The sequence below is a fragment of the Kitasatospora sp. NBC_00315 genome (genome assembly GCF_041435095.1).
In the GTDB taxonomy this organism is placed as follows: Bacteria; Actinomycetota; Actinomycetes; order Streptomycetales; family Streptomycetaceae; genus Kitasatospora.
The window spans coordinates 719006-740999 of sequence record NZ_CP108025.1; the positions used below are offsets into that span (position 1 = coordinate 719006).

16 protein-coding genes and 1 pseudogene are annotated in these 21994 nt (G+C 71.5%); 7 read left to right on the forward strand and 10 right to left on the reverse strand.

Going from position 1 to position 21994, the window contains the following annotated elements:
- Positions 1-336 precede the first annotated feature (336 nt).
- Positions 337-1599, forward strand: a complete 1263-nt coding sequence (locus tag OG823_RS03060; RefSeq protein ID WP_371477267.1) for a glycerophosphodiester phosphodiesterase — start codon at positions 337-339, stop codon at positions 1597-1599.
- Positions 1600-1839: 240 nt separating this feature from the next.
- Here OG823_RS03060 and OG823_RS03065 read toward each other — a convergent pair whose 3' ends face one another.
- The 7 genes from OG823_RS03065 to OG823_RS03095 form a co-directional block, all read right to left on the reverse strand.
- Complete coding sequence (locus OG823_RS03065) at positions 1840-2907, reverse strand: hypothetical protein (RefSeq protein WP_371477269.1); 1068 nt, start codon at positions 2905-2907, stop codon at positions 1840-1842.
- Between the two features lie 55 nt (positions 2908-2962).
- Positions 2963-3262 (reverse strand): MTH1187 family thiamine-binding protein, encoded by a 300-nt coding sequence (locus OG823_RS03070; RefSeq protein WP_371477270.1) that lies wholly within the window; start codon positions 3260-3262, stop codon positions 2963-2965.
- 176 nt (positions 3263-3438) lie between these two features.
- On the reverse strand, positions 3439-3702 hold the full coding sequence (locus tag OG823_RS03075; protein WP_371477272.1) for a hypothetical protein: 264 nt from the start codon (positions 3700-3702) through the stop codon (positions 3439-3441).
- A gap of 222 nt (positions 3703-3924) precedes the next feature.
- On the reverse strand, positions 3925-4239 hold the full coding sequence (locus OG823_RS03080; protein WP_371477274.1) for a hypothetical protein: 315 nt from the start codon (positions 4237-4239) through the stop codon (positions 3925-3927).
- Positions 4240-4866: 627 nt separating this feature from the next.
- Positions 4867-5925, reverse strand: a complete 1059-nt coding sequence (locus tag OG823_RS03085; protein ID WP_371477277.1) for a LacI family DNA-binding transcriptional regulator — start codon at positions 5923-5925, stop codon at positions 4867-4869.
- 205 nt (positions 5926-6130) lie between these two features.
- Positions 6131-8701, reverse strand: a complete 2571-nt coding sequence (locus OG823_RS03090; RefSeq protein ID WP_371477279.1) for a discoidin domain-containing protein — start codon at positions 8699-8701, stop codon at positions 6131-6133.
- A gap of 440 nt (positions 8702-9141) precedes the next feature.
- A complete protein-coding gene (locus OG823_RS03095) occupies positions 9142-10407 on the reverse strand; it encodes an ROK family protein (RefSeq protein ID WP_371477280.1) in 1266 nt (421 codons plus the stop codon).
- 152 nt (positions 10408-10559) lie between these two features.
- Between OG823_RS03095 and OG823_RS03100 the strand changes: the two genes are divergently transcribed.
- The 5 genes and pseudogenes from OG823_RS03100 (at position 10560) to gcl (ending at position 17236) form a co-directional block, all read left to right on the forward strand.
- Positions 10560-11879, forward strand: coding sequence for a sugar ABC transporter substrate-binding protein (locus OG823_RS03100; protein ID WP_371477282.1), 1320 nt, complete (start codon positions 10560-10562; stop codon positions 11877-11879).
- Between the two features lie 34 nt (positions 11880-11913).
- A pseudogene (locus tag OG823_RS03105) lies at positions 11914-12810 on the forward strand (carbohydrate ABC transporter permease); the annotation flags it as partial.
- A gap of 16 nt (positions 12811-12826) precedes the next feature.
- Positions 12827-13666 carry a carbohydrate ABC transporter permease gene (locus OG823_RS03110; RefSeq protein ID WP_371484281.1) on the forward strand — a complete coding sequence of 280 codons (840 nt, stop codon included), beginning with the start codon at positions 12827-12829 and terminating at the stop codon, positions 13664-13666.
- A gap of 20 nt (positions 13667-13686) precedes the next feature.
- Positions 13687-15042 (forward strand): GH1 family beta-glucosidase, encoded by a 1356-nt coding sequence (locus OG823_RS03115; RefSeq protein ID WP_371484282.1) that lies wholly within the window; start codon positions 13687-13689, stop codon positions 15040-15042.
- A gap of 406 nt (positions 15043-15448) precedes the next feature.
- Positions 15449-17236 carry a glyoxylate carboligase gene (gene gcl, locus OG823_RS03120; RefSeq protein WP_371477284.1) on the forward strand — a complete coding sequence of 596 codons (1788 nt, stop codon included), beginning with the start codon at positions 15449-15451 and terminating at the stop codon, positions 17234-17236.
- Between the two features lie 118 nt (positions 17237-17354).
- On the opposite strand, the gene OG823_RS03125 is transcribed toward gcl, so the two are convergent.
- Both OG823_RS03125 and OG823_RS03130 read right to left on the reverse strand, forming a co-directional pair.
- Positions 17355-18227, reverse strand: coding sequence for a hypothetical protein (locus tag OG823_RS03125; protein ID WP_371477285.1), 873 nt, complete (start codon positions 18225-18227; stop codon positions 17355-17357).
- A gap of 29 nt (positions 18228-18256) precedes the next feature.
- Complete coding sequence (locus OG823_RS03130) at positions 18257-19987, reverse strand: serine/threonine-protein kinase (RefSeq protein ID WP_371477286.1); 1731 nt, start codon at positions 19985-19987, stop codon at positions 18257-18259.
- A 273-nt stretch (positions 19988-20260) separates the two neighbouring features.
- Here OG823_RS03130 and OG823_RS03135 point away from each other — a divergent pair, with 273 nt between their 5' ends.
- Positions 20261-20749 (forward strand): glutathione peroxidase, encoded by a 489-nt coding sequence (locus OG823_RS03135; RefSeq protein WP_371477287.1) that lies wholly within the window; start codon positions 20261-20263, stop codon positions 20747-20749.
- A 244-nt stretch (positions 20750-20993) separates the two neighbouring features.
- Here the strand turns inward: OG823_RS03135 and OG823_RS03140 are convergent, their stop codons facing one another.
- A complete protein-coding gene (locus tag OG823_RS03140; RefSeq protein WP_371477288.1) occupies positions 20994-21914 on the reverse strand; it encodes a LysR family transcriptional regulator in 921 nt (306 codons plus the stop codon).
- Positions 21915-21994 lie beyond the last annotated feature (80 nt).

Sequence of the window (21994 nt, forward strand, 5' to 3'; positions counted from 1 at the left end):
ACGCGGCGAACACAGCGAGCACGACGAACACGGCGCAAACGGCAAGCGCGGCGAGCACGGCGAGCACGACGAGCACGGCAAGGCACCGAGCACACCCAGCGCACCACCCCGGACCGCCAGGCGCCGGTCGAGCTCACCAACCACTCTTCGGCGCAGCGGGGTTGACGATCGGCGGGACCGGACAGCCCGGCGGGCAACAGGGGCGAGGCAGAGCGCCGGCCGCCGGCACCGGCCCGCGGCCGAATTCTCCCGCCGTTCGTCGGGTGGCCACCCGGGGAGCGTACGAACCTCCTAGTCTGCGGACGACACCGTCGACACCGCGGACAGGGAGCAGCCATGACGTACCGCCCGATCTCCGGCAGCCCGACCCCAGGCAGCCCGAGCGGCGACGGCGACCCGACTCCGGGAGCCTCGCGGCGCGGCTTCCTGCGCGCCGCGGGCGCGGTGGGTCTGGGTACCGTCGCGGCGGGGACCGCGGGAGCAGGCGTGGCGGCCGCTGCGTCGCCGGACCAGCCCGCCGAGGGCCGCGCCGGTGGCACCACCCCCGCCGTCCGCACCGGCACCGGGCTCGACCGGCTCCCGCACCCGCTGATCATCGGTCACCGCGGCGCCTGCGGCTACCGCCCCGAGCACACCCTCGGCTCCTACGAACTGGCGCTGGAGCTGGGCGCGGACGTGATCGAGCAGGATCTCGTGCCGACCAGGGACGGCCAGCTCGTGGTCCGCCACGAGAACAACATCGCCGAGACCACCGATGTGGCGGACCACCCGGAGTTCGCCGCCCGGCGGACCACGAAGAGCATCGACGGCCAGAGCATCACCGGCTGGTTCACCGAGGACTTCACGCTCGCCGAACTGCGCACCCTGCGGGCCAAGGAGCGGCTGCCGCTGCAGCGCCGGCACAACACGCTCTACGACGGCCGGTGGCCGATCCCGACCTTCCGGGAGGTCGTGGAGTTCGCGGACAAGCGCTCGCGCACGCTCGGACGGGACGTCTGGCTGTACGTCGAGACCAAGCACCCCAGCTACTTCCGCTCCATCGGCCTGCCGCTGGAGGACCGTCTGGCCGCCGAACTGCGGCGCGCCGGACTGGCCGGCAAGCGCGGCCGTGCGATCCTGCAGTCGTTCGAGCCGAGCAGCCTGCAGCAGCTCGCCGCACTGGTCGAGAACCCGCGCATCCAGTTGCTGAGCGACGCCGGGACCCGGCCGTACGACTTCGTCCTCGCCGGTGACACCCGCAAGGTCGCCGACCTGGTCACCCCGGCCGGGCTGAGCTGGCTCGCCGGCTTCGCGCACGGCATCGGCCCGACCACCAACCTGATCGCGCCGGTCGACGGCAGTGGCCGCCTGCTGCCCCCGACCACGCTGGTGGCCGACGCCCACCGGGCGGGTCTGGTGCTGCACCCGTACACCGTGCGTAACGAGAACTCCTTCCTCCCCGTCGACCACCGACGCGGTACCGACCCGAACGCCTACGGTGACGTCATCGGCTGGTCCCGCTACCTCTACGAGCAGGGCGTGGACGGCTTCTTCACCGACCAGAGCGACACCGCCGTGCTCTCCCGGGGCGACTTCTGGGCCGCACACGGCGTGAGCTGACCGGTTCGGACCTCCTCGGTGGGTGCGGGTGCGCGGCCCTCGGCCCGGGCCCGCACCCCGCGCCGCACCCACCGAGGGCACGGACGCGGGCGGGGCGGCGCCGTCGTCGCCGTGGTCGACTGTCGGTCGCGGGCAGGCCGCGCGTGTGGTCGGCGGATCGGCGGGATCGGCGGGATCGGCGGCAGGACGCGTTCCCCCGACGGTCGATCGGACACGCGCGAAAGGCGACCTGACGCTAACTCAGGACCCGTGACGCTTCTTGCGCCAGGACGCCGCCGCCAGCGCGCCCACGACGAGGAACAGCACCAGCAGGCCCCGGCCGGAGACGGTGTCGGACGTCCCGCCGGCCGCCTGGCCGGCGCCGCCGGGCGAAGCGCCGGACGAAGCGCCGCTCGGTGCCGGGGAGGCCGACGCGGTCGGGGTGGCGAGCCGTACGGTGTCGGGGAGTTGCTCCCCCGAGAGCTGGACCCGCCACACCGGACTGTCCTTGCCCTCGCTGCCGAACAGCACCGAGCGGCCGTCCGCCGCGAAGGTGGCGGACTCGCCCTGCCGCTGGAAGGGCAGGCTGACGTCACCCAGCTCCTGCGGCGCGCCACCGTCCTGCCAGCGGTACATCGTGGCCCAGAAGTAGCCTCGCAGGAGCAGCCGGGTGCCGTCCGGTGAGAACGCGCCATCGGTGACCCACGGCACCGCGGACACCTTGCGGAAGGTGTTGACGGCCGTCGTGGAGAGCGTCTGCGGCCCCTGGTACAGGTTGCCGCCGCTCTCCCGCTTGCTCGCGATGTAGAGCCGGCCGGTGACCGGATGCACCATCAGGGCCTCGGCGTTGCGCGACCCGTCCTCGTAACGCACCCGGTAGCGGACGGCGTCGACGGTCTGGTCGCGCAGGTCCTTCGGCTCGGCGAATCGGTAGATCCAGACCTCGGGCCAGGTGCCGTCCAGGTTGTCACCGATGTCGGCGAGATAGAGCTGCCCGTCGGGCCCGAGCGAGATCGCCTCCGCGTCGCGCGGCTTGACGCCGCGAAGGGTGACGGTGGCCACGGTGTGACCGGTCGCGTCGACGGCATAGACGTAGGGGCCGTCGTCGCTGTCGTTGTGGGTCCAGAAGACACCCGGGTGCGCGGCGCTGGCCGCCAGGCCGCTGGACTCGGTGATCCGCGGGTCGGAGATGGTGAACTCCTGGTGCGGCCCGGCGGCCATGGCCGGCGGCGCCGTGACGCCGAGAGTGACGGCGACGGCCAGCAGCGGCGCGACGCCGGCCCGGAGGGTCCGTCGCCGCCACGAGTCTGCCGCAAGTGTGCGCACCACGGTGCGATCATCCCACGACCCGCCCCGGCTTCCGGCCTTCGGCAGGCTCCGGGGCTCAGGCGTCGCCGGCGAGGTGACGCTCCACGGTGGCCACCTTCGCGGTCAGGCCGTCGGTCACGCCCGCCCGGTCATCGATCTTGATCACGGTGCTGACCCGCCCGCTGAACGCCTTCACCGCCTCGATCGCCTCCCGGATGACGGGCATCACCTCGTCCCACTCCCCCTCGATGCTGGTGAACATGGCGTCCGTCCGGTTCGGCAGCCCGCTCGCCCGCACCACTCGCACGGCCGCCGTCACGGCCTCCCCGACGTCCTCGCCGATCCCCAACGGGGTGACCGAGAATGCTGCGATCATGTTCTCCTCCTTCGTCCGGCCCTGGCGGGGCGCAGCACGACGCTACCCGTCTGCCGCACAGGGCGCGCGAATCGGCGCGATCACGCCGTGCGCCCGCACCGGGCGATCACCGCGGGCGTCGGACGTCGGACGGCACCGGCGAGCCCGACGGCAGCGGCGGCCCACCGGCAGAACGGTCAGGGGCTCCAGGGTCCTTCCCCGTCGTCGTTGCAGAAGTTGGTATCGGGGTGCCGAGGGCACTGCTGTCCGGCGTGGAGGATGCCCCATCCGCCGAGTACCAGACCGCCGACGAGCAGGATCCGGCCGAGCAGCGAGGCGCACCACAGCAAGCCGTGGTAGCTGCTCCGCTGCGGGCGCGGCAGGACGAACGCGCAGATGGTCAGCGGTGTAAGGACGAAGGCGAGGTAGAGAACCAGGAGTGCCACCGAAGTGCGCGACATGGCACAGGACTACCCGCGCATTCGCCCGGACATGCGAAGCACGGTGCGCCGGGCAGGGCCGGGGAGGGGAGGGCCCTGCCCGGCGCACCTCACCTCCCACCCGTTCCGACGGGTGGGAGGTGAGGTGCGCCGGGCCCGCGGTGCCCGGCCACCGCGCCGGGGCGGACCGCCGGGCCGAAGGTCGGATCGCGGCGAGCAACGGCGGTGAGCAACCCGCGGCCGTCAGACGGCGGTCGGCCACGGCGGCTCCACCTCCAGCGGCTCGGGGCTGCGCGGTGAGTTCGCGGTCACACTCACCACGCCGGCGAACGCCGAGAGGCCGGGCGCCTGGACCGCCGCCCACAGACCCTGGACCCTGACCCGGGCGACCGGCAGGTCGGCGAGCGCCGTGACGGCCCCGGCCAGGACGACGGCCACCGGCGGCGCCGGCACCACCCGGATCGCGGGCGGCAGGTACCTCCAGAGCAGCAGGACGGCCAGCGTGCCGGCCCCGATCGCCACCGCCGCCGGCTCGATCCGGCCCGAGAGGCAGTCCACGACCGGTCGGGGTGGACCGGCGATCTTGCCCGGCCCCGGAGGCCGGGGCGACACGTCCGCACAGGGTGTGGAGCCGGCCGAACAGCAGGGTCAAGCCGATGCCTGCCAGCATGCGGGCTGGCGGGGGTCCGGGGTCCGGCGGTCCAGGCGAAAGCCGTCGGGGCGAAGGTGGCCGGGGCGAAGGTGGCCGGGAGCCGTGCGTCGGCGTGATCGGCGTGGGGGCGCATGAGCGTCTTCCTTCCGCGCGTCCGCAGGGCGGACGCGCGGGGCGGCGGGAGCACGGATCATGGAGCGAAATGGCGCGGGGACCGGTCCTCGACGGGGCGTACTGGTGCCTCGACAGGTGCCCCGGTCGGCTTGGCCGGGGCCCCGGCCGGTCACCACGACGTGAGCAGGACGTTACGCAGAGCTACGGATTAGGCCAAACCTCATCCATCGTTTCGCCCCGCTTTCCCCTCGCTCCCGACACATCGGGCGCCTGGAGCGCCCCGGAGAGCCGGATGCGCGTTCCCTGTTCGAACGGACGGGCCGGAACGCGCGGGAGGGCCGCCGCACCCGGTCGACGGGCGGTAGCCGCGGGACGAGGCGCGCCGCGGCCGCCGGAGCGTGCCGCACGCCGCCCAGCTCTCAGGCGCTCTGCCGGACGATCAACGTCGGCTCGAATATCACCGACGTCACCGGGCGGGACGGATCCTCCACCCGGGCCAGGAGAAGCCGGGTGAGCTCGGCCGCCATGTCCTCCACCGGCTGGCGGACGGTGGTCAGTTGGGGTCGACTGGCGAGGGCCGCGCTGCTGTCGTCGAACCCGATGACCGGGACGTCCTCGGGGATCCGGCGGCCGTGCTCGCGCAGGGCGAACATGGCTCCCTGGGCCATCAGGTCGTTACTCGCGAACACCCCGTCCAGCTGGGGGTGTTCGGCGAGCAGTCGCTCCATCGCGGCCTCGCCGCCGGGCTGGGTGAAATCCCCCTCCGCGCAGGGGACGTAGGGGCAGCCGTGCCGGGCCATGGCCTCGCGGAAGCCGGTCAGGCGGTCCTGGGCGGCGGGCACTCCGGACGGGCCGCCGATCACCACGACCTGGCGGCAGCCCCGCGCGGCGAGGTGGTCGGCGGCGAGCCGGGCGCCGTCGCGGTTGGCGAGGTCGACGTAGCTGATCGGGATCGGGCGCACCGGCCGCGCGAACAGCACCGCGGGGAGGCCGACTTCGACCAACCTGGCGGGCAGCGGGTCGGCCGCGTCGGTGGAGACCAGGATCGCGCCGTCGGCGCCGCCCTGCTTGAGGTGCCCGACCACCTGGTCCCTGGCCTCGGCCGTGTCGGCGACCATCAGCAGCGGGTGCAGCCCGCGCGGGCGCAGGGCGCCGACGACGCCGCTGAGGGCGCGGCCGAAGAAGGGGTCGGTGAGCACGCGGTTACGCGCGTGGTCCGGGTCCTCCACCGCCGCGCTGACGCCGGAGAGCACCAGCGCGATGGAGCCGGCCCTGCGGGTGACCAGTGAGCGGGCAGCGCTGTTGGGGACGTAGCCGGTGGCGGCGATGGCCTCGCGGACGGTCTCCTGGATGTCCGGATCGACGTTGCGGATCCCGTTGATCACACGGGAGACCGTCGACCGAGAGACACCGGCGACCCGGGCCACGTCCTCCAGGGTCGCGGGCCGGGAGGCGGCCGTTCGCAGGGCATCACTCATAGCGGCTTTTATAGCACGCCGATAGAGCGCTCCCTGCTCCCTTACCGCAGGTGCGCCCCGGTACTGCGGATCCGGTCGCCCGCCGGCGACCGGTCCGCCGGGACGGCCCGCCGGGGTGCGGCGGGCCGTCCGGTGTTCAGTTCCTTCCCTGCCCGGTGACTACCGAGCGGTCAGCGGTGGCCACCGAGAGGTCGGTGGCGACGGATCACGGGTAGGAGACGACGTTCGACGGGGTGGTCGAGGTGCCCGAGGTGCCCGCGCCGGTGTCGTTCACCACGTGGTTGAACTGGCCGTTTCCACCGAGCGAGTTGACCAGGATGTCGTGGAGCTTGACGTTCGGCGTGTTCGGGACCTCGAAGCCGTGGTCCACCACGATGGTCGGGTCGACGTTGAAGTAGCAGTAGCTGCCCAGACCCCACGCCTCGTGCGAGGTCACGTTGTTGTCGACCTTGTAGGCGGCGTAGCCCTTGGTGGCACCGTTCTGGACGGCGGCCTGGTTGGGGGCGTCGTACGCGATCTCGTTCTGGAAGAAGATCGTCTTGCCGCCGTTGCCGGACCACTCGACGTCGTACTTCTTGAAGTGCTCGACGAACAGGCCGGTGGCCAGCACGTCGTTGCCGCCCACGAGCATGCCGTAGTCCGAGGCGTTGACGTCCCAGCCGACGCCGGCGCCGTGGTCGGCGCGCCAGATCCAGGTGTGGTCGATGATGGTGTTGTTGCTGTTGATCACCATGCCCGCGGTGGCCTTGCCCGCGCCGGCGCCGCCGACCCGGACGAAGACGTCCTGCACGACGATCGGGTCGGCCGCGTGGCCGGCACCCGGGCCCGAACCGCCGACCTGGAGCAGCGACGGGGAGTTCACCGTACCGGCGTCCAGCAGCAGACCGGAGAGCTTGACGCCGTCCACGTCCGCGACCTTGACGGCGGTGACGCCGTTGTCCGGCACGATGGTGGCCATGCCGAGGCCCAGCACCACGGTGTCGGGGCGGGTGATGTTGATCGACTGGTCGACGTGGTAGACGCCCGGGGTGAAGAGCAGGTTGAGGCCCTGGGCGAGCGCCTGGTTGATGGTCGCGGCGGTGGCCCCGGCCTTGACCACGTAGAACTGGCTCAGCGGGAGCGAGCTGCCCTGCGGCGCGCCGTTGCCCCAGTCGGTGCCGCGCGCGTTGGTGCGCTTCGCGGGCACGAAGACCTTGTAGTCGTTGCCGTCCAGGTAGAGGAACGGCTTCTCCTGCGAGACCGGGGTGGTGTCCAGGGTGGTGTACGGCGGGTTCGGGAAGCCCTGGGCGGGAGCGCCCTGGACGCCGGAGAACGTCTGGTTCCAGACGCCGTTGCTGAAGCCGCCGATGGAGCTGTCGCGGGTGTACCACTGCTGCTGCGAGTAGTTGCCCACCTGGCCGTCGATCTTGCTGTCGGCGATGTAGCCGCCGCTCGCCCAGCCGTACCCGGAGGGCGCCAGGTTGAGGCCGCCCTCGACGTGCATCCGGCGGAACGGCGCGGCCTGCGAGACGGCCCAGCGGTCGGTGCCGCTGACCGGCTTGAGGTGCAGGTTCTCCGCCGAGCGCCAGAAGTTCTGGGTGGCGTTGCCCTGCATCCAGCCCGCGTCGACGGTGACGTCGCCGTTGAAGGTGGTGTCGTCCGGGTTCAGGCCCAGACCCGCGATCGAGGTGTAGAACCCGATCTGCGCGTTGATGTTGCTGTAGGTACCGGGCTTGAAGAGCAGCGCGTAGCGGTCGGAGCCGAACTGGTTGGACTCCTGCTTGGCGAAGATCTGGTCGACCGTGGCCTGGATGTTGGGCGTGGAGGGGTCGAAGATCTTCACGTTGGGGCCGAGGTCGCCGCCGCCCTGGACCGGCGGGACGGTGCTGGTGCTGCCGGTGTGCACCGCGAACTCCCAGAGGGAGTAGCCGTAGCCGGTGTGGCGGTGGGTGCCGTTCATCCGCACGTAGCGGCCCGTGCCGGAGACGTTGAGGGTCTCCACGCCGCCGGCGCCGGTGGTGGTGGTGTAGACGGTGTTCCAGTTGGTGCCGTCGGGCGAGAGCTGGATCTGGTAGCCGTCGCCGTACGCGGCCTCCCAGTTCAGGACGACCTGGCAGACCTGCTGGCTGGAGCCGAGGTCGACCTGCAGCCACTGCGGGTCGCTGGCGGCGGAGGCCCAGCGGGTGCCGGTGTTGCCGTCGACGGCCGCGGAGGCGAGCGTGCCGCCGTTCTCCGTCGAGGACGCGGTGGCGGTCTTGCCCTGCGCCGCGTTGTCGGTGCCGCAGGTCCCGCCGGTCCCGCCGGTGCCGCCGGTGCCACCGCTGGGGGTGCCGTAGACCTGGAACTCCCAGAGGGAGTAGCCGTAGCCGGTGTGGCGGTGGGTGCCGTTCATCCGCACGTAGCGGCCCGTGCCGGAGACGTTGAGGGTCTCCACGCCGCCGGCGCCGGTGGTGGTGGTGTAGATCGTGGTCCAGGCGACGCCGTCGGCCGAGGTCTGGATCTGGTAGCCGTCGCCGTAGGCGGCCTCCCAGTTCAGGACGACCTTGTCGATCGCGGCGCTGACGCCGAGGTCGACCTGGATCCACTGCTGGTCGGTCGCGGCGCTGGACCAGCGGGTGCCGGTGTTGCCGTCGACCGCGGCGGTGGCCGGGGTGCCGGCGTTCTCCGTGGAGGAGGAGGTCACCGTCTTCCCCTGGGAGAGCAGGGCGTCGGCGGCGCTCGCGGTGGTGACCGGAAGGGCCATCGCCAGACCTGCGACCACGGCTGCGGCCGTGACGGCGGCCGGAACGCGGCGCATCGGGGGCCGGACTCTGGAGCCTGCTGAGGTGAGCCTCACTGGAGCATCTCCTGCATGTGGGTGGGGTGCGGGGGATGGGGCGCTGTCGCGCGACGCCGGTTCGAACCGGTGGTGCGGGACGCGGGGCCGGTGCGGAAGAGAGCACCTGCGGGGATGACGGGGACCGTCGGAAGATCGACCGGTACTGGACACCGGGACTCGGGAGAGCGCTCCCGGTTGGAGTGTTGCGGTGGCGTATCCAGCGTGTCAAGACTTCGGACAGCACTTCTGGTGCGAATCAACTCGGCTCGGCAGCAAGCCTTCTGAGTGATCGGCGGAGCCCAACGGCGGACGAATCAGCAGGTCAGGGACCAGTCTGGGAGAGCGCTCCCCCGAGTCGGCTGGTCCATCGGCCACGATCGCCCCCCACCGGCGATCGGACCCGATCGGACCTCGACGACTCAGCGCAGTATCCGGACCTCCCGCCTGCCGGCCTCGGGCACGTCGCCGCCCGAGTCCAGGAACGACGCCAGCGGCAGCGTCGCGGCACCCATCGTGACGGCGTCCGGCCCCAGCAGGCCGAGCTCGATCGAGGTCTGCTCGCACGGGAAGCGCAGCGCGTACGAGCGGGCCGCCGCCCGGATGGCGGGCAGTAGTCTGGGGCCGAGCAGCAGCCCGGCCCAGCCGCCGATCACGATCCGTTCGGGGTTGAAGAGGTTGATCAGGTCGGCGATGCTCGCGCCGAGGTACTCCGCGGTCTCGCAGAGCAGCGCGTCGGCCACCGGGTCGTCTCGCTCGGCAGCCGCCAGCAGGGCCGCCAGGCCCGCCTTCTCGCTGGAGCTGGAGGCCGCGTCGGCCACGCCCCAGCGCTCGACCAGCGCTTCGGCGCCGACGTAGGCCTCCAGGCAGCCGCGCGCGCCGCAGCGGCAGAGCCGGCCGCCGACGTGGACCTTGGTGTGCCCCCACTCGCCCGCGCTGCTGGTCGCGCCCCGGTAGGGCGTGCCGTTGGCGATCACGCAGGCCCCGACACCGGAGCCGAACAACGCGATCACCGCATGGCTCGCGCCCCGGCCCGCCCCGAACCACATCTCGGCCTGGCCGAGGGTCTTGGCGCCGTTGTCGATGTGCAGCGGCAGATCGGTGCCCGCCCGCAGCAGCCGCCCGAGCGGGACGGCGTCCCAGTCGATGGTCTGGCTGTGCACCACCGCGCCGACGCCACCGGGGTCGTCCGGCTCGGCCGCCGGATCGCCCTGTTCGACGATGCCGGGCACCCCGATGCCGACCCCGAGCACCCGGGAGCGGTCGGTCCCCGTCCCGCTCAGGACCTCGGCCAGGCCGTCCAGGATCAGCTGGACCACGTGCGCGACGTCGTGCCCGTGGTCGGAGAGCGGCTGGTCGCAGGCGGCCAGCTCGGTCAGCGCCAGGTCGTACAGGGCGACCCTGACCTGCGTCTCCCCCACGTCGACACCCACCAAGTAGCCGCGGGCGGCCGCCACTTTGAGCAGGATCCGCGGCCGGCCGCCGTCGGAGTCGACCGAGCCGGCCTCCTCCACCAGGCCGTCCGCCATGAGCTCGCCGACCACGTTGCTGATGGTCCCGCCACTCAGTCCGGTGTCGCGTACCAATTCGTTACGACTGAGCAGGCCCTCGAAGTACAGGTGGCGCAGGACCGCCGATCTGTTGCCCCTTCGCAGGTCACGGACGGTTTGCTTGCTTCGCTCTGCCATTGCGGCTCCCTCCTGGCCCGAAATCTATCGCCGTCGAAGGCCTTGACGCCAGCTTTTCTCACAAGTTAAATCACGGCCTGAAGTAAGCCTCAGTCAGGGCCGATTACTTCACCCAAGGTCGCTCATTCATCCCCTGAGAGGGGAACTACGTCATGCGTACGAGCCGGGTCATCGCCGCAACAGCAGTCATCGCCGCCCTCACCGTCACCGCCACCGCCTGCGGCGGCGGCTCCACCTCCGGCAGCGGCGGGGGCGACAACAGTGCCCCCAAGACGCTCACCTACTGGGCCAGCAACCAGGGCACCAGCATCGAGAACGACAAGCAGGTGCTGGAGCCCGAGCTGAGAAAGTTCGAGGCGCAGACCGGCATCAAGGTCAGCCTCGAGGTCGTGCCGTGGTCCGACCTGCTGAACCGGATCCTCGCCGCCACCGCGTCCGGCCAGGGCCCCGACGTCCTCAACATCGGCAACACCTGGTCCGCGTCGCTGCAGGCCACCGGCGCGCTGCTGCCCTTCGACGAGGCGACCTTCGCCAAGATCGGCGGCAAGGACCGCTTCCTGCCGTCCACCATCGCCTCGGCCGGCGCGGCCGGCAAGGACCCGGCCGCCGTGCCGCTGTACTCGATGGCCTACGGCCTCTACTACAACAAGAAGATGTTCGCGGCCGCCGGCATCGAGAAGGCGCCCGCGACGTGGGACGAGCTGCAGGCGGATGCCGCGAAGCTCACCACCGGCGGCAAGTTCGGCCTGGGCATCGAGGGCGGCAACGTCTCCGAGAACGTCCACCAGGTGTTCACCCTCGGCAAGCAGCACGGCGCGGACTTCTTCGACGCCGCCGGCAAGCCGGCCTTCGACAGCCCGAACGCCGTCGCGGCGGTCAAGCAGTACGTCGACTTCATCGCCAAGGACAAGATCGCCGCGCCCGGCAACGCCGAGTACGCGAACAACCAGACGCTCAGCGACTTCGCCACCGGCAAGACCGCGATGATGATGTGGCAGTCCGCCGGCGCCAACCTCAAGTCCCAGGGGATGAACCCCGAGGACTACGGCGTGGCCCCGGTGCCGATCCCGGCCGGCGCCACCGGCGACAAGGCCGTCAAGTCGATGGTCGCCGGCATCAACCTCTCGGTCTTCAAGAACACCAAGAACCTCGACGGCTCACTGCAGTTCGTCAAGTTCATGACCAGCAACGAGGAGCAGAAGACCCTCAACTCGACGTACGGCTCCATCCCGCCGGTGAAGGAGGCCGGCAAGGACCCGGTCTTCGCCACTCCGGACCTCACCACGCTGAACGACGTGCTCTCCAACAGCTCCGCGCCGCTGCCGCAGGTGGCGAACGAGAGCCAGTTCGAGACCCTGGTCGGCACCGCCGTCAAGAACCTGCTCGCCGCGGCCGCCGCCGGCAAGCCCACGACCGACGACAGCGTCAAGGCCGAGCTCACCAAGGCCCAGCAGCAGATGCCGGCGTCCTGACGTGAAAGAGCGACTGCGCCGACTGCGCCACCCCCGAGGGGCCCTGCCCTACCTGCTCCTGCTCCCCGCCCTCGCGCTGGAGCTGCTGATCCACCTGATCCCCATGGTGGTCGGCATCGTGATGAGCTTCAAACAGCTCACCCAGTTCTTCATCCGGGACTGGTCGGCCGCACCCTGGACCGGCCTGGGGAACTACCGCACGGCGGTGGACTTCAACGCTCCGGTCGGCCAGTCGCTCCTCAACTCGTTCTGGACCACCTGCAGTTTCACCGCACTGTCCGTCGGAATCTCCTGGCTCCTGGGCACCGCAGCAGCCATCTACATGCAGGACACGTTCCGCGGACGAGGAATCCTGCGCGCCCTGTTCCTCGTCCCGTACGCCCTGCCGGTCTACGCCGCCGTGATCACCTGGTCGTTCATGTTCCAACGCGACACCGGCCTGATCAACCACGTACTGGTCGACCAGCTGCACCTGATGTCCGACAAGCCGTTCTGGCTGATCGGCGACAACAGCTTCACCGCCCTGGTCGTCGTCTCGGTCTGGAAGTCCTGGCCCTTCGCGTTCCTGACCCTGATGGCCGGCCTGCAGAACATCCCCAAGGAACTCTACGAAGCCTCCGCCATGGACGGCGCCGGCGTCTGGCAGCAGATCCGCAAGATCACCCTGCCCTCCCTGCGCCCGGTCAACCAGGTCCTCGTCCTGGTGCTGTTCCTCTGGACGTTCAACGACTTCAACACCCCCTACGTCCTGTTCGGCAAATCCGCCCCCGAAGCCGCCGACCTGATCTCGATCCACATCTACCAGTCCTCGTTCGTCACCTGGAACTTCGGCGTCGGCTCGGCGATGTCCGTCCTGCTCCTGCTGTTCCTGCTCCTGGTAACGGCCGTCTACCTCTTCCTCACCTCACGACGGAGGGACGCCGATGCCTAGGACCCCCCTCTCCCCGATGGCACCCCCCACCTCCTTCACATGGTCACGCCGCATCTTCCTGCTGCTGCTGTCGATCTTCGTCCTCACCCCGCTGTTCGTGATGATCAGCTCGTCGATGAAGCCGCTGCAGGACGTCCAGGGAGCCTTCTCCTGGATCCCCTCCAGCTTCACGCTCCAGCCCTACATCGACATCTGGACCACCGTCCCGCTCGGGGACTACTTCGTGAACTCCCTGATCGTCTCCGTCAGCGCCACCGCGCTGTCGGTGGTGATCGCGATCTTCGCCGCCTACGCCGTCAGCCGCTACCGCTTCCGCGGCCGCAAGCTGTTCACCGTCACCGTCCTCTCCACCCAGATGTTCCCCGGCATCCTGTTCCTGCTCCCGCTGTTCCTCATCTTCGTGAACATCGGCAACAGCACCGGCATCGCCCTGCTCGGCAGCCGAGGCGGGCTGATCCTCACCTACCTCACCTTCTCGCTCCCCTTCTCCATCTGGATGCTCGTCGGCTACTTCGACTCCATCCCCCGCGACCTCGACGAGGCCGCCGCGGTCGACGGCTGCGGACCACTGCGCACCCTCCTGAAGATCGTCGTCCCCGCCGCCGTCCCCGGCATCGTCGCCGTCTCCGTCTACGCCTTCATGACCGCGTGGGGCGAGGTGCTCTTCGCCTCGGTGATGACCAACCAGACCACCCGCACCCTCGCCGTCGGCCTCCAGGGCTACGCCACCCAGAACAACGTGTACTGGAACCAGGTGATGGCCGCCTCCCTCGTCGTGAGCCTGCCCGTCGTCGCCGGCTTCCTCCTCCTGCAGCGTTACCTGGTCGCCGGCCTCACCGCCGGAGCCGTCAAGTGACCCTCCCCGAAAGGCTCTCCGTGAACGACCTCAGCGCTCTCCCCGACGACTTCGTCTGGGGCGCGGCCACCGCCGCCTACCAGATCGAAGGAGCCGTGGACGCGGACGGCCGCGCCCCCTCCATCTGGGACACCTTCTCCCACACCCCGGGCAAGGTCGACAACGGCGACACCGGCGACGTGGCATGCGACCACTACCACCGCTGGCCCCAGGACCTCGCCATAGCAGGCCAACTCGGCCTCGACGCCTACCGCTTCTCCATCGCCTGGCCCCGCGTCATCCCCCACGCCGACGGCCGCGTCAACCAAGCCGGCCTCGACTTCTACGACCGCCTCACCGACACCCTCCTCGACAAGGGCATCACCCCCTTCCCCACCCTCTACCACTGGGACCTCCCCCAGACCCAACAGGACCGCGGCGGCTGGCCGCAGCGCGAGACCGCCGAACGCTTCGGCGAGTACGCCCAGGTCGTCGCCGGCGCCCTCGGCGACCGCATCACCAACTGGGCCACCCTCAACGAGCCGCTCTGCTCCGCGTGGATCGGCCACCTGGACGGCAACATGGCACCGGGCCTCAAGGACCTCACCGCCGCCGTCCGCGCCTCGTACCACCTGCACCTGGGCCACGGCCTGGCCGTGCAGGCACTGCGGGCGACGATCCCGAACGCGAACATCGGCATCGTCAACAACCTCAGCCCGGTGCACCCCGCCACCGACAGCGAGAGCGACCGCCTGGCCGCCCAGTACGCCGACGGCCACATCAACCGCTGGTGGCTGGACCCGGTGCTCGGCCGCGGCTACCCGCAGGACATGCTCGACCTGTACGGCGTGGACCTGCCCGTCCAACCCGGCGACATGGAACTCATCAGCGCCCCCCTCGACTGGATCGGCCTGAACTACTACTTCCGCCAGATCGTCACCGGCGACCCCACCGGCCCCGCCCCCCACTTCCGCCAGGTCCCCGGCCCCAACGTCGAACACACCGCCATGGACTGGGAGGTCCACGGCCCCGGCCTCGAACAACTCCTGCTGCGCCTGTCCGACGACTACGGCGTCCAGAAGATCTACGTCACCGAGAACGGCTCCGCCTACCACGACACCGTCGGCGCCGACGGCCAGGTCCACGACCCCGAACGAACCGCCTACCTCGAAGAACACCTCGCAGCCTGCGCCCGCGCCGTCGCCAAGGGCGCACCCCTCGCCGGCTACTTCGCCTGGTCCCTGCTCGACAACTTCGAATGGGCCTACGGCTACGACAAGCGCTTCGGTCTCGTCCACGTCGACTACAAGACGCAGCAGCGCACCGTGAAGACCAGCGGACACCGCTACGCGGAGATGATCGCGAACCACCGCCGACGCACCACCCACACCCCCTGACCCACCCACAACGACCCCGACGCCCACGCGCCGGCCACCCCCCACCCCCGGGGAGCGGCCGGCGCGTCGACGTTCACGCCACGGACAACAGCTCGCCCCGGGCGGCCCGCGACCAGGGGCGGGGCTTGCACGCGGGACGCCCCGGCGCACCCCGCGGCGCTTGCGTCAACCGACGAGAGGAAGGCGGTATTCACTCCCCCGGCCTGGAGGAAGGCCCTCTGGAGGGGTGCGGAAACGCGTGACAGCCTGGCTCGATCCACCTCTACAACATTCTGTTGAAGAGACCCTTGACGGCCGCGCGAGCCTCGCCGTACGTTGTTTCCGCATACTAAAACCATTCTTCCGCATCGTGGAACCCAGGAGATGAGCCCTCCGACCCACAGCGGGCCGACGCAGGAGAAACCCGATGCCTCGTATGACAGCCGCCCGCGCGGCAGTGGAGATCCTCAAGCGCGAAGGCGTCGACGTCGCGTTCGGCGTGCCGGGCGCTGCCATCAACCCGTTCTACGCGGCCCTCAAGGCCTCGGGCGAGATCCGCCACACCCTCGCCCGCCACGTCGAGGGCGCCTCGCACATGGCCGAGGGCTACACCCGTGCCAAGGCGGGCAACATCGGCGTCTGCATCGGCACCTCGGGACCGGCCGGCACCGACATGATCACCGGGCTCTACTCGGCGATCGCCGACTCGATCCCGATCCTCTGCATCACCGGTCAGGCCCCGGTCGCCAAGCTGCACACCGAGGACTTCCAGGCCGTCGACATCGCCTCGATCGCCAAGCCGGTCACCAAGGCCGCGACCACCGTCCTGGAGGCCGCCCAGGTGCCCGGCGTCTTCCAGCAGGCGTTCCACCTGATGCGCTCCGGCCGTCCGGGCCCGGTCCTGATCGACCTGCCGATCGACGTGCAGCTGACCGAGATCGAGTTCGACCCGGAGACCTACGCCCCGCTGCCGGTCTACAAGCCGGCCGCGACCCGGGCGCAGATCGAGAAGGCGCTCGGCCTCCTGCTGGCCTCCGAACGCCCGCTGATCGTGGCCGGCGGCGGCATCATCAACGCCGACGCCACCGACCTGCTGGTCGAGTTCGCCGAGCTGACCGGCACGCCGGTCATCCCCACCCTGATGGGCTGGGGCATCATCGCCGACGACCACGAGCTGAACGCGGGCATGGTCGGCGTGCAGACCTCGCACCGCTACGGCAACGCGACGTTCCTGGAGTCGGACTTCGTCCTCGGCATCGGCAACCGCTGGGCCAACCGCCACACCGGCTACAAGCTCGACGTGTACCGCGGCGACCGCACGTTCGTCCACGTCGACATCGAGCCCACCCAGATCGGCCGGATCTTCGCCCCGGACTTCGGCATCGCCTCCGACGCCAAGGCCGCGCTCGAACTCTTCGTCGAGGTCGCGAAGGAGCTCAAGGCCGCCGGCAAGCTGCCCGACCGCAGCGCGTGGGCCGCCTCCGCGCAGGAGCGCAAGGCCACCCTGCAGCGCCGGACGCACTTCGACAACGTGCCGATGAAGCCGCAGCGCGTGTACGAGGAGATGAACAAGGCCTTCGGCCCGGAGACGCGCTACGTCACCACCATCGGCCTCTCGCAGATCGCCGGCGCGCAGATGCTCCACGTCTACAAGCCGCGGCACTGGATCAACTGCGGCCAGGCCGGCCCGCTCGGCTGGACCATCCCGGCCGCGCTCGGCGTCGCCACCGCCGACCCGGAGACCCCGGTGGTCGCCCTCTCCGGCGACTACGACTTCCAGTTCATGCTGGAGGAGCTGGCCGTCGGCGCGCAGCACCGGATCCCCTACGTCCACGTCCTGGTGAACAACGCCTACCTGGGCCTGATCCGTCAGGCGCAGATCGGGCTGGACATCAACTTCCAGGTCAACCTGGAGTTCGAGAACATCAACTCGCCCGAGCTGGGCGTCTACGGCGTCGACCACGTCAAGGTCGTCGAGGGCCTGGGCTGCAGGGCCATCCGGGTCACCGAGCCGGACCAGCTGCTGCCCGCCTTCGAGGAGGCCAAGAAGCTCGCCGCCGAGTTCCGCGTGCCGGTCGTCGTGGAGGCGATCCTGGAGCGGGTCACCAACATCTCGATGAGCCGGACGGCCGACATCAGCGACGTCAGCGAGTTCGAGGAGCTCGCGACCGAGCCGGGCCACGCCCCGACCGCCATCAGGGCGCTTCGCGCCTGACCCACGCCCGATCCGGGCCCGCCCCGGACCGACGGCCCACCGGGCCCCCGCCGGTGCCCACCGCACCGGCGGGGGCCCGGACGGCTTTCCGCAGCGGGATGCCGCGGGAGAGCCGGGCTCAGGGGCAGGAGTAGGTGAAGGTGGCGGCGGCGCTGCGCTGCTGCCCCGGCGCGAGGATCTCGACCGTCGCGGTGGCCTGCATGGTGCCGTGGCCGTCGAAGGTCCAGCGGAGCACCAGATCCGCCTGCCCGCTGCCCCGCGGGACGGACTGCGACAGCTCTCCGGACGACGTGCCGTCGCTGCGCTGCCAGCGATAACGGACCGTTCCGGCATGACCGTTGGTGGCGACGGTGGCCTTGACGACGGCAGTGCCGTCGCAGCCGGGGCCGGCCGGGGCGGTGGTGACCGTGACACCGGTGACCGCGAGGGGCGGGCTGTACCGGCGCCAGGCGAGCAGGGCGAGCACCACCAGCAGCAGCAGCAGTCCGACGACGATCCGGAGCCGCTTGCGCCGCCGGGGTCGCTCGGGCTCGCCGCCGCCGTGCCAGACGGCGGCGGCCGCCGCCGGGATTCCCGGGCCGAACCGCCGCAACTCGCCGTCCGCGAGCGGCCGTTCGTCCTGCGGGGCGCCGACGGCTGGTTCGGCCGAGCCGACCGCGTCGAGGGGCTCCGGTGCGTCCAGCGGCTGGGTGGCGTCGACCGGCCGAGGTGTGTCGAGCGGCGGCACGGGCGGAGGGGCGGCCGGGGTGGCCGGGGTCGCCCACGCCGCCGGGTCGAGCATGGTGGCGACGGCGTTCTCCTCGGCCTCCGGAGCCGGGGCGGGCACTGCCGCGGCTGCCGGGAGCAGCTTCACGGTGCGCTCGGCCTCCGGAGCCGGGGCGGGCACTGCCGCGGCCGCCGGGAGCAGCTTCACGGTGCGCTCGGCCTCCTCGCCCAGCCGCACGGTCACTGTCTCGTCCGGACCCGCCGGGGGCTTGTTCGGTGTGGTCATGCTGCCCTCCTGGGCATGGGCGGTCCGGCTCAGCGGATGACGGGGGCGCAGTTGGCGGCGGGGAGCTGGAGATAGCTGTTCCGGGTCAGCTGCGCGGCGGGAGTGGTCGACACCTGTACCGCCCAGATCGGGTTGGGGTCGTTCGGACCGAAGACGTAGCCGTGGTCCGCCGTGACCGCCTTGCTCCCCTTGGGGATCACCACGGTCTGGGTAGCGACGACCGGGTTGCCGACGGTCCTGGCCGTCTTGTGGATCCAGCTGAGCGTCAGGGTGACGTCGGCGGCGCCGTCCGTCTGCACCGTCACCTTCGCCGTGGCCCCGTACTGGCCGGCGCAGGTCAGTCCCTCCAGGTTGAGGAACGTGACGTGCGCGACGACCGGGGGCGCCGTGGTGGCCGCCGTGGCACTGGGAGTGGCGGATCCCGACGGCGGCGCGGCCGACGAGGCCGAGGGCTTGTCGCTCGCCGGGGGCGAGGCCGTGGGCGGGTGCGCGGAGCCCGTCGCCGAGCCGCTCGGTGTGGCCGGGGCGGAGCCCGGGGCCGAGGGAGATTCGGAGAGCGAGGCCGAGGGCGAGGGTGACAGCGAGGGCGATGGTGTGGCAGAGGGTGGCAGGCCGGGACCGAGCGTGGTGGTGGCTTCGGGCGCCGGCTGCTGCGCCGGCACCGTCCGGACCTCCCGGTCGCTCGCGCCGGCGACGGCCACTCCGGCGAGCGACCCGGCCGCGAGCACTCCGGCAGCGACGCCGGCCAGGATCTTCGCGCGCCGGCCGACCCGCATCCGGCGCAGGCCCTGATGGGTCCGTCCGGGGCCGGGCACGGGCGGCGTGCTGGACGCCAGTGAGGTGTGCGCCAGCGAGGTGCCCCCGTCGGCCGGCCCGCCGGCCCCGGGCAGCAGCGCCGCGAACAGGCCCACCAGCGCGGCCAGTTCGGCCAGCCCGCGATCCTCCCAGTCCGGTCCGTAGCCGGCCGCGGCGACCGCCTCCAGCTCCGAGACGAAAGCCGCTGCGCTGTCCGGACGGCCGGCCGGGGTCTTGGCGAGCCCGGCCCGGATGAGCGGGCGCACCTCCGCGGGCGCGAGCTCGTCGGGGATCGGCGCCTCGGTGTGCTGGACGGCCAGCTCGGCGACGGTCGCGCCGTCGAACGGGCGGGCACCGGTCAGGCACTCGAAGAACGTCACGGTCGCCGAGTAGACGTCGGCGGCCGGCGAGGCCGGCTTTCCGGCCCACTGCTCGGGGGCGAGGTAGGCGGGGGTGCCGGAGATGTCGCGGTCGTCGCCGCTGCGCACCGCGATGCCGAAGTCCACCAGTTTGGAGGTGCCGTCGGCCGCCACCAGGACGTTGCCCGGCTTGTAGTCGCGGTGCACGACGCCCGCCGCGTGGGCGGCCGCGAGTCCCAGCAACGAGCCCTTGAGCACCACGAGTGCGGCTCTCGGGGTGGTGGCGCCCTCCTCGCGCAGCAGCGTGCGCAGCGCCACGCCGTCGACCAGCTCCATCACGATGGCGCAGCCCCGGTTGCTCTCCACGTACTCGTGGAGCCGGGTGACGTGCGGCGAGCGCAGGCCGGCGAGCACCTCGGCCTCGGCGCGCAGATCCCCGCCGTCGGCCGCCCGGTTCAGGTACTTGATCGCGACCGGCGTGCCGGTGGCGTCGTGCCGGGCCAGCACCACCCGTCCGCTCGCGCCCCTGCCCAGCTCACGGCCGTGCGTGTAGCCGGGCAGCAGCCAGCCGCCCGGGTCCCTGCCCGCAGTGTCGGCGTCCGTCACGACCGCCCCCCGTTCCATCCCGGCGCACGATGGTGCGGCCTCTGCAATCGACGCCTTCGCGAGCCGCCGGGTTCCCCGATACGGCCTACCGGTAGGTCACGATTTGGGCGATTCGCACACCATCTCAGCTGTTCCCCCGGGCAAGCATCCGGGGCGTGTACCCACGACCGCCGGAACCCGGCCCCCGCGCCAGGAACAGGTGGTCCGCCGACGCGGTTGTGCCCTGTGGCAGCATCCGTAGCGACACCGACCGACCTATCGAAGGACACCCTCGTGAGCCTGTACGACATCCCGCTGCGCACCCTCTCCGGCGAGGCCGCCTCGCTCGGCGACTACAAGGGCAAGGCGCTGCTGATCGTCAACGTCGCCTCCAAGTGCGGCCTGACCCCGCAGTACGCGGGCCTGGAGCGCCTCCAGGAGCGCTACGCGGCTCGCGGCTTCACCGTGCTGGGCTTCCCGTCGAACCAGTTCGCGGGTCAGGAGCCGGGCAGTTCGGAGGAGATCCAGACGTTCTGCTCGACCACCTACGGCGTCTCCTTCCCGCTGTTCGAGAAGACGGACGTGAACGGCGAGGACCAGCACCCGCTGTACGCCCGGCTGAACCTGACGGCCGACGCCGAGGGCCAGGCCGGTGACGTCAGCTGGAACTTCGAGAAGTTCCTGATCGGCCCGGACGGCACGGTGGCCGCCCGTATCCGCCCGCGCACCGAGCCGGAGGCCCCGGAGGTCGTGGCGGCGATCGAGGCACTGCTGCCCGCCTGATCCGACCCCGTCCGATCCGGACGGGGCGAAGGCCCGGGGCACTCCCCCGGGCCTTCGCCCCGTGCGCCGCGAGAATGCGATGACGGGCTCCGGCTCGGACGTCATATCGGGAGCTGGCACGTCCGCCCGAAGATGCGCAACCCTGTGGTTGCGGATCAGGCGGTGCGGCCGGTCAGGAGGACGCCCGCCCTGGGACGGCGCCCGGCTCCGGTCCGGCCGCACGGCGGCGGCGGCCGGGCCGGCCTCACTCCAGCAGCAGGCGGGTACCGGGGGGCAGCCCACCCGCCCGGGCCGCGTCCCGCAGGTGCTCCAGCAGGCCGGCGCGCAGCGCGGCGGCGGCCCTGGTCGGCGGGACCTCCTGGCCGTGCGCGAGCGCGATGGTGCGCCCCAGGCCCGGGCCCGCGAAGTGCGCCACGGCGAGCCCGGAGAGCGCGGCGACCATGCCCGGCAGGACGGCCGGGCCCAGCCCCGCCCTGACGAAGCCGAGCACCGCGTCCATCTCGCCGCCCTCGACCGCGAAGGCCGGTTCGAATCCGGCCGCGCGGCAGGCCCCGATGGTCGCCTCGCGCAGGTCGTAGCCCTCGCGGAACATCACCAGCGGCCGGTCGCGCAGCTCCGCCACCCGCACCCTGCGGCGCGGCAGGTCACCGGCCGACACGAGCACCAGCTCCTCGTGGAGCAGCTCGGTGACATCCAGCGCCGGATCCTCGGCCGCCGGCGGGGAGATGATCAGCGCGAGATCCAGCTCACCCGCCGCGAGGGAGCGCACCAGATCCCGCGAGCCGCCCTCCCGCACCAGCAGGGTCACCTCGGGGTACCGGTCGCGGAACACCCGCAGGATGTCCGGGACGAGGCTGGTGCACAGGCTCGGCGGCGCCCCGAGCCGGACCCGGCCGCGTCGCAGCCGCACCGTCTCCTGCACCGCGAGCCTGGCGCTCTCGGTGTCGGCCAGGATGCGCCTGGCCAGTGGCAGCAGCGCGTCCCCCGCATCGGTTAGGGCGATGTTGCCCCTCGTGCGGTGGAACAGCTCGGCCCCCAACTCCCGCTCCAGAGAGCGGATCTGCTGGGAGAGCGAGGGCTGCGCCACATGCACGGCCTCGGCGGCCCGGGTGAAGTGGCGGGCGTCGGCGACCGCGACGAAGTAGCGGAGTTGCTGGAGCTGCACGCATCCACCATAGGCCAGAACTATCGTGGTGAGCCGCAGCATGTCTTGGACGTACCGTCCGGCGGTTCCTACCGTGGACG

Bases quoted from the DNA above. Each gene is read 5' to 3' on its own strand.
- OG823_RS03060 (WP_371477267.1), top strand. From the start codon at position 337: ATGACGTACCGCCCGATCTCCGGCAGCCCGACCCCAGGCAGCCCGAGC.
- OG823_RS03070 (WP_371477270.1), bottom strand. From the start codon at position 3,262: ATGATCGCAGCATTCTCGGTCACCCCGTTGGGGATCGGCGAGGACGTC.
- OG823_RS03075 (WP_371477272.1), bottom strand. From the start codon at position 3,702: ATGTCGCGCACTTCGGTGGCACTCCTGGTTCTCTACCTCGCCTTCGTC.
- OG823_RS03085 (WP_371477277.1), bottom strand. From the start codon at position 5,925: ATGAGTGATGCCCTGCGAACGGCCGCCTCCCGGCCCGCGACCCTGGAG.
- OG823_RS03090 (WP_371477279.1), bottom strand. From the start codon at position 8,701: ATGCGCCGCGTTCCGGCCGCCGTCACGGCCGCAGCCGTGGTCGCAGGT.
- OG823_RS03095 (WP_371477280.1), bottom strand. From the start codon at position 10,407: ATGGCAGAGCGAAGCAAGCAAACCGTCCGTGACCTGCGAAGGGGCAAC.
- OG823_RS03100 (WP_371477282.1), top strand. From the start codon at position 10,560: ATGCGTACGAGCCGGGTCATCGCCGCAACAGCAGTCATCGCCGCCCTC.
- OG823_RS03110 (WP_371484281.1), top strand. From the start codon at position 12,827: ATGGCACCCCCCACCTCCTTCACATGGTCACGCCGCATCTTCCTGCTG.
- gcl (WP_371477284.1), top strand. From the start codon at position 15,449: ATGCCTCGTATGACAGCCGCCCGCGCGGCAGTGGAGATCCTCAAGCGC.
- OG823_RS03125 (WP_371477285.1), bottom strand. From the start codon at position 18,227: ATGACCACACCGAACAAGCCCCCGGCGGGTCCGGACGAGACAGTGACC.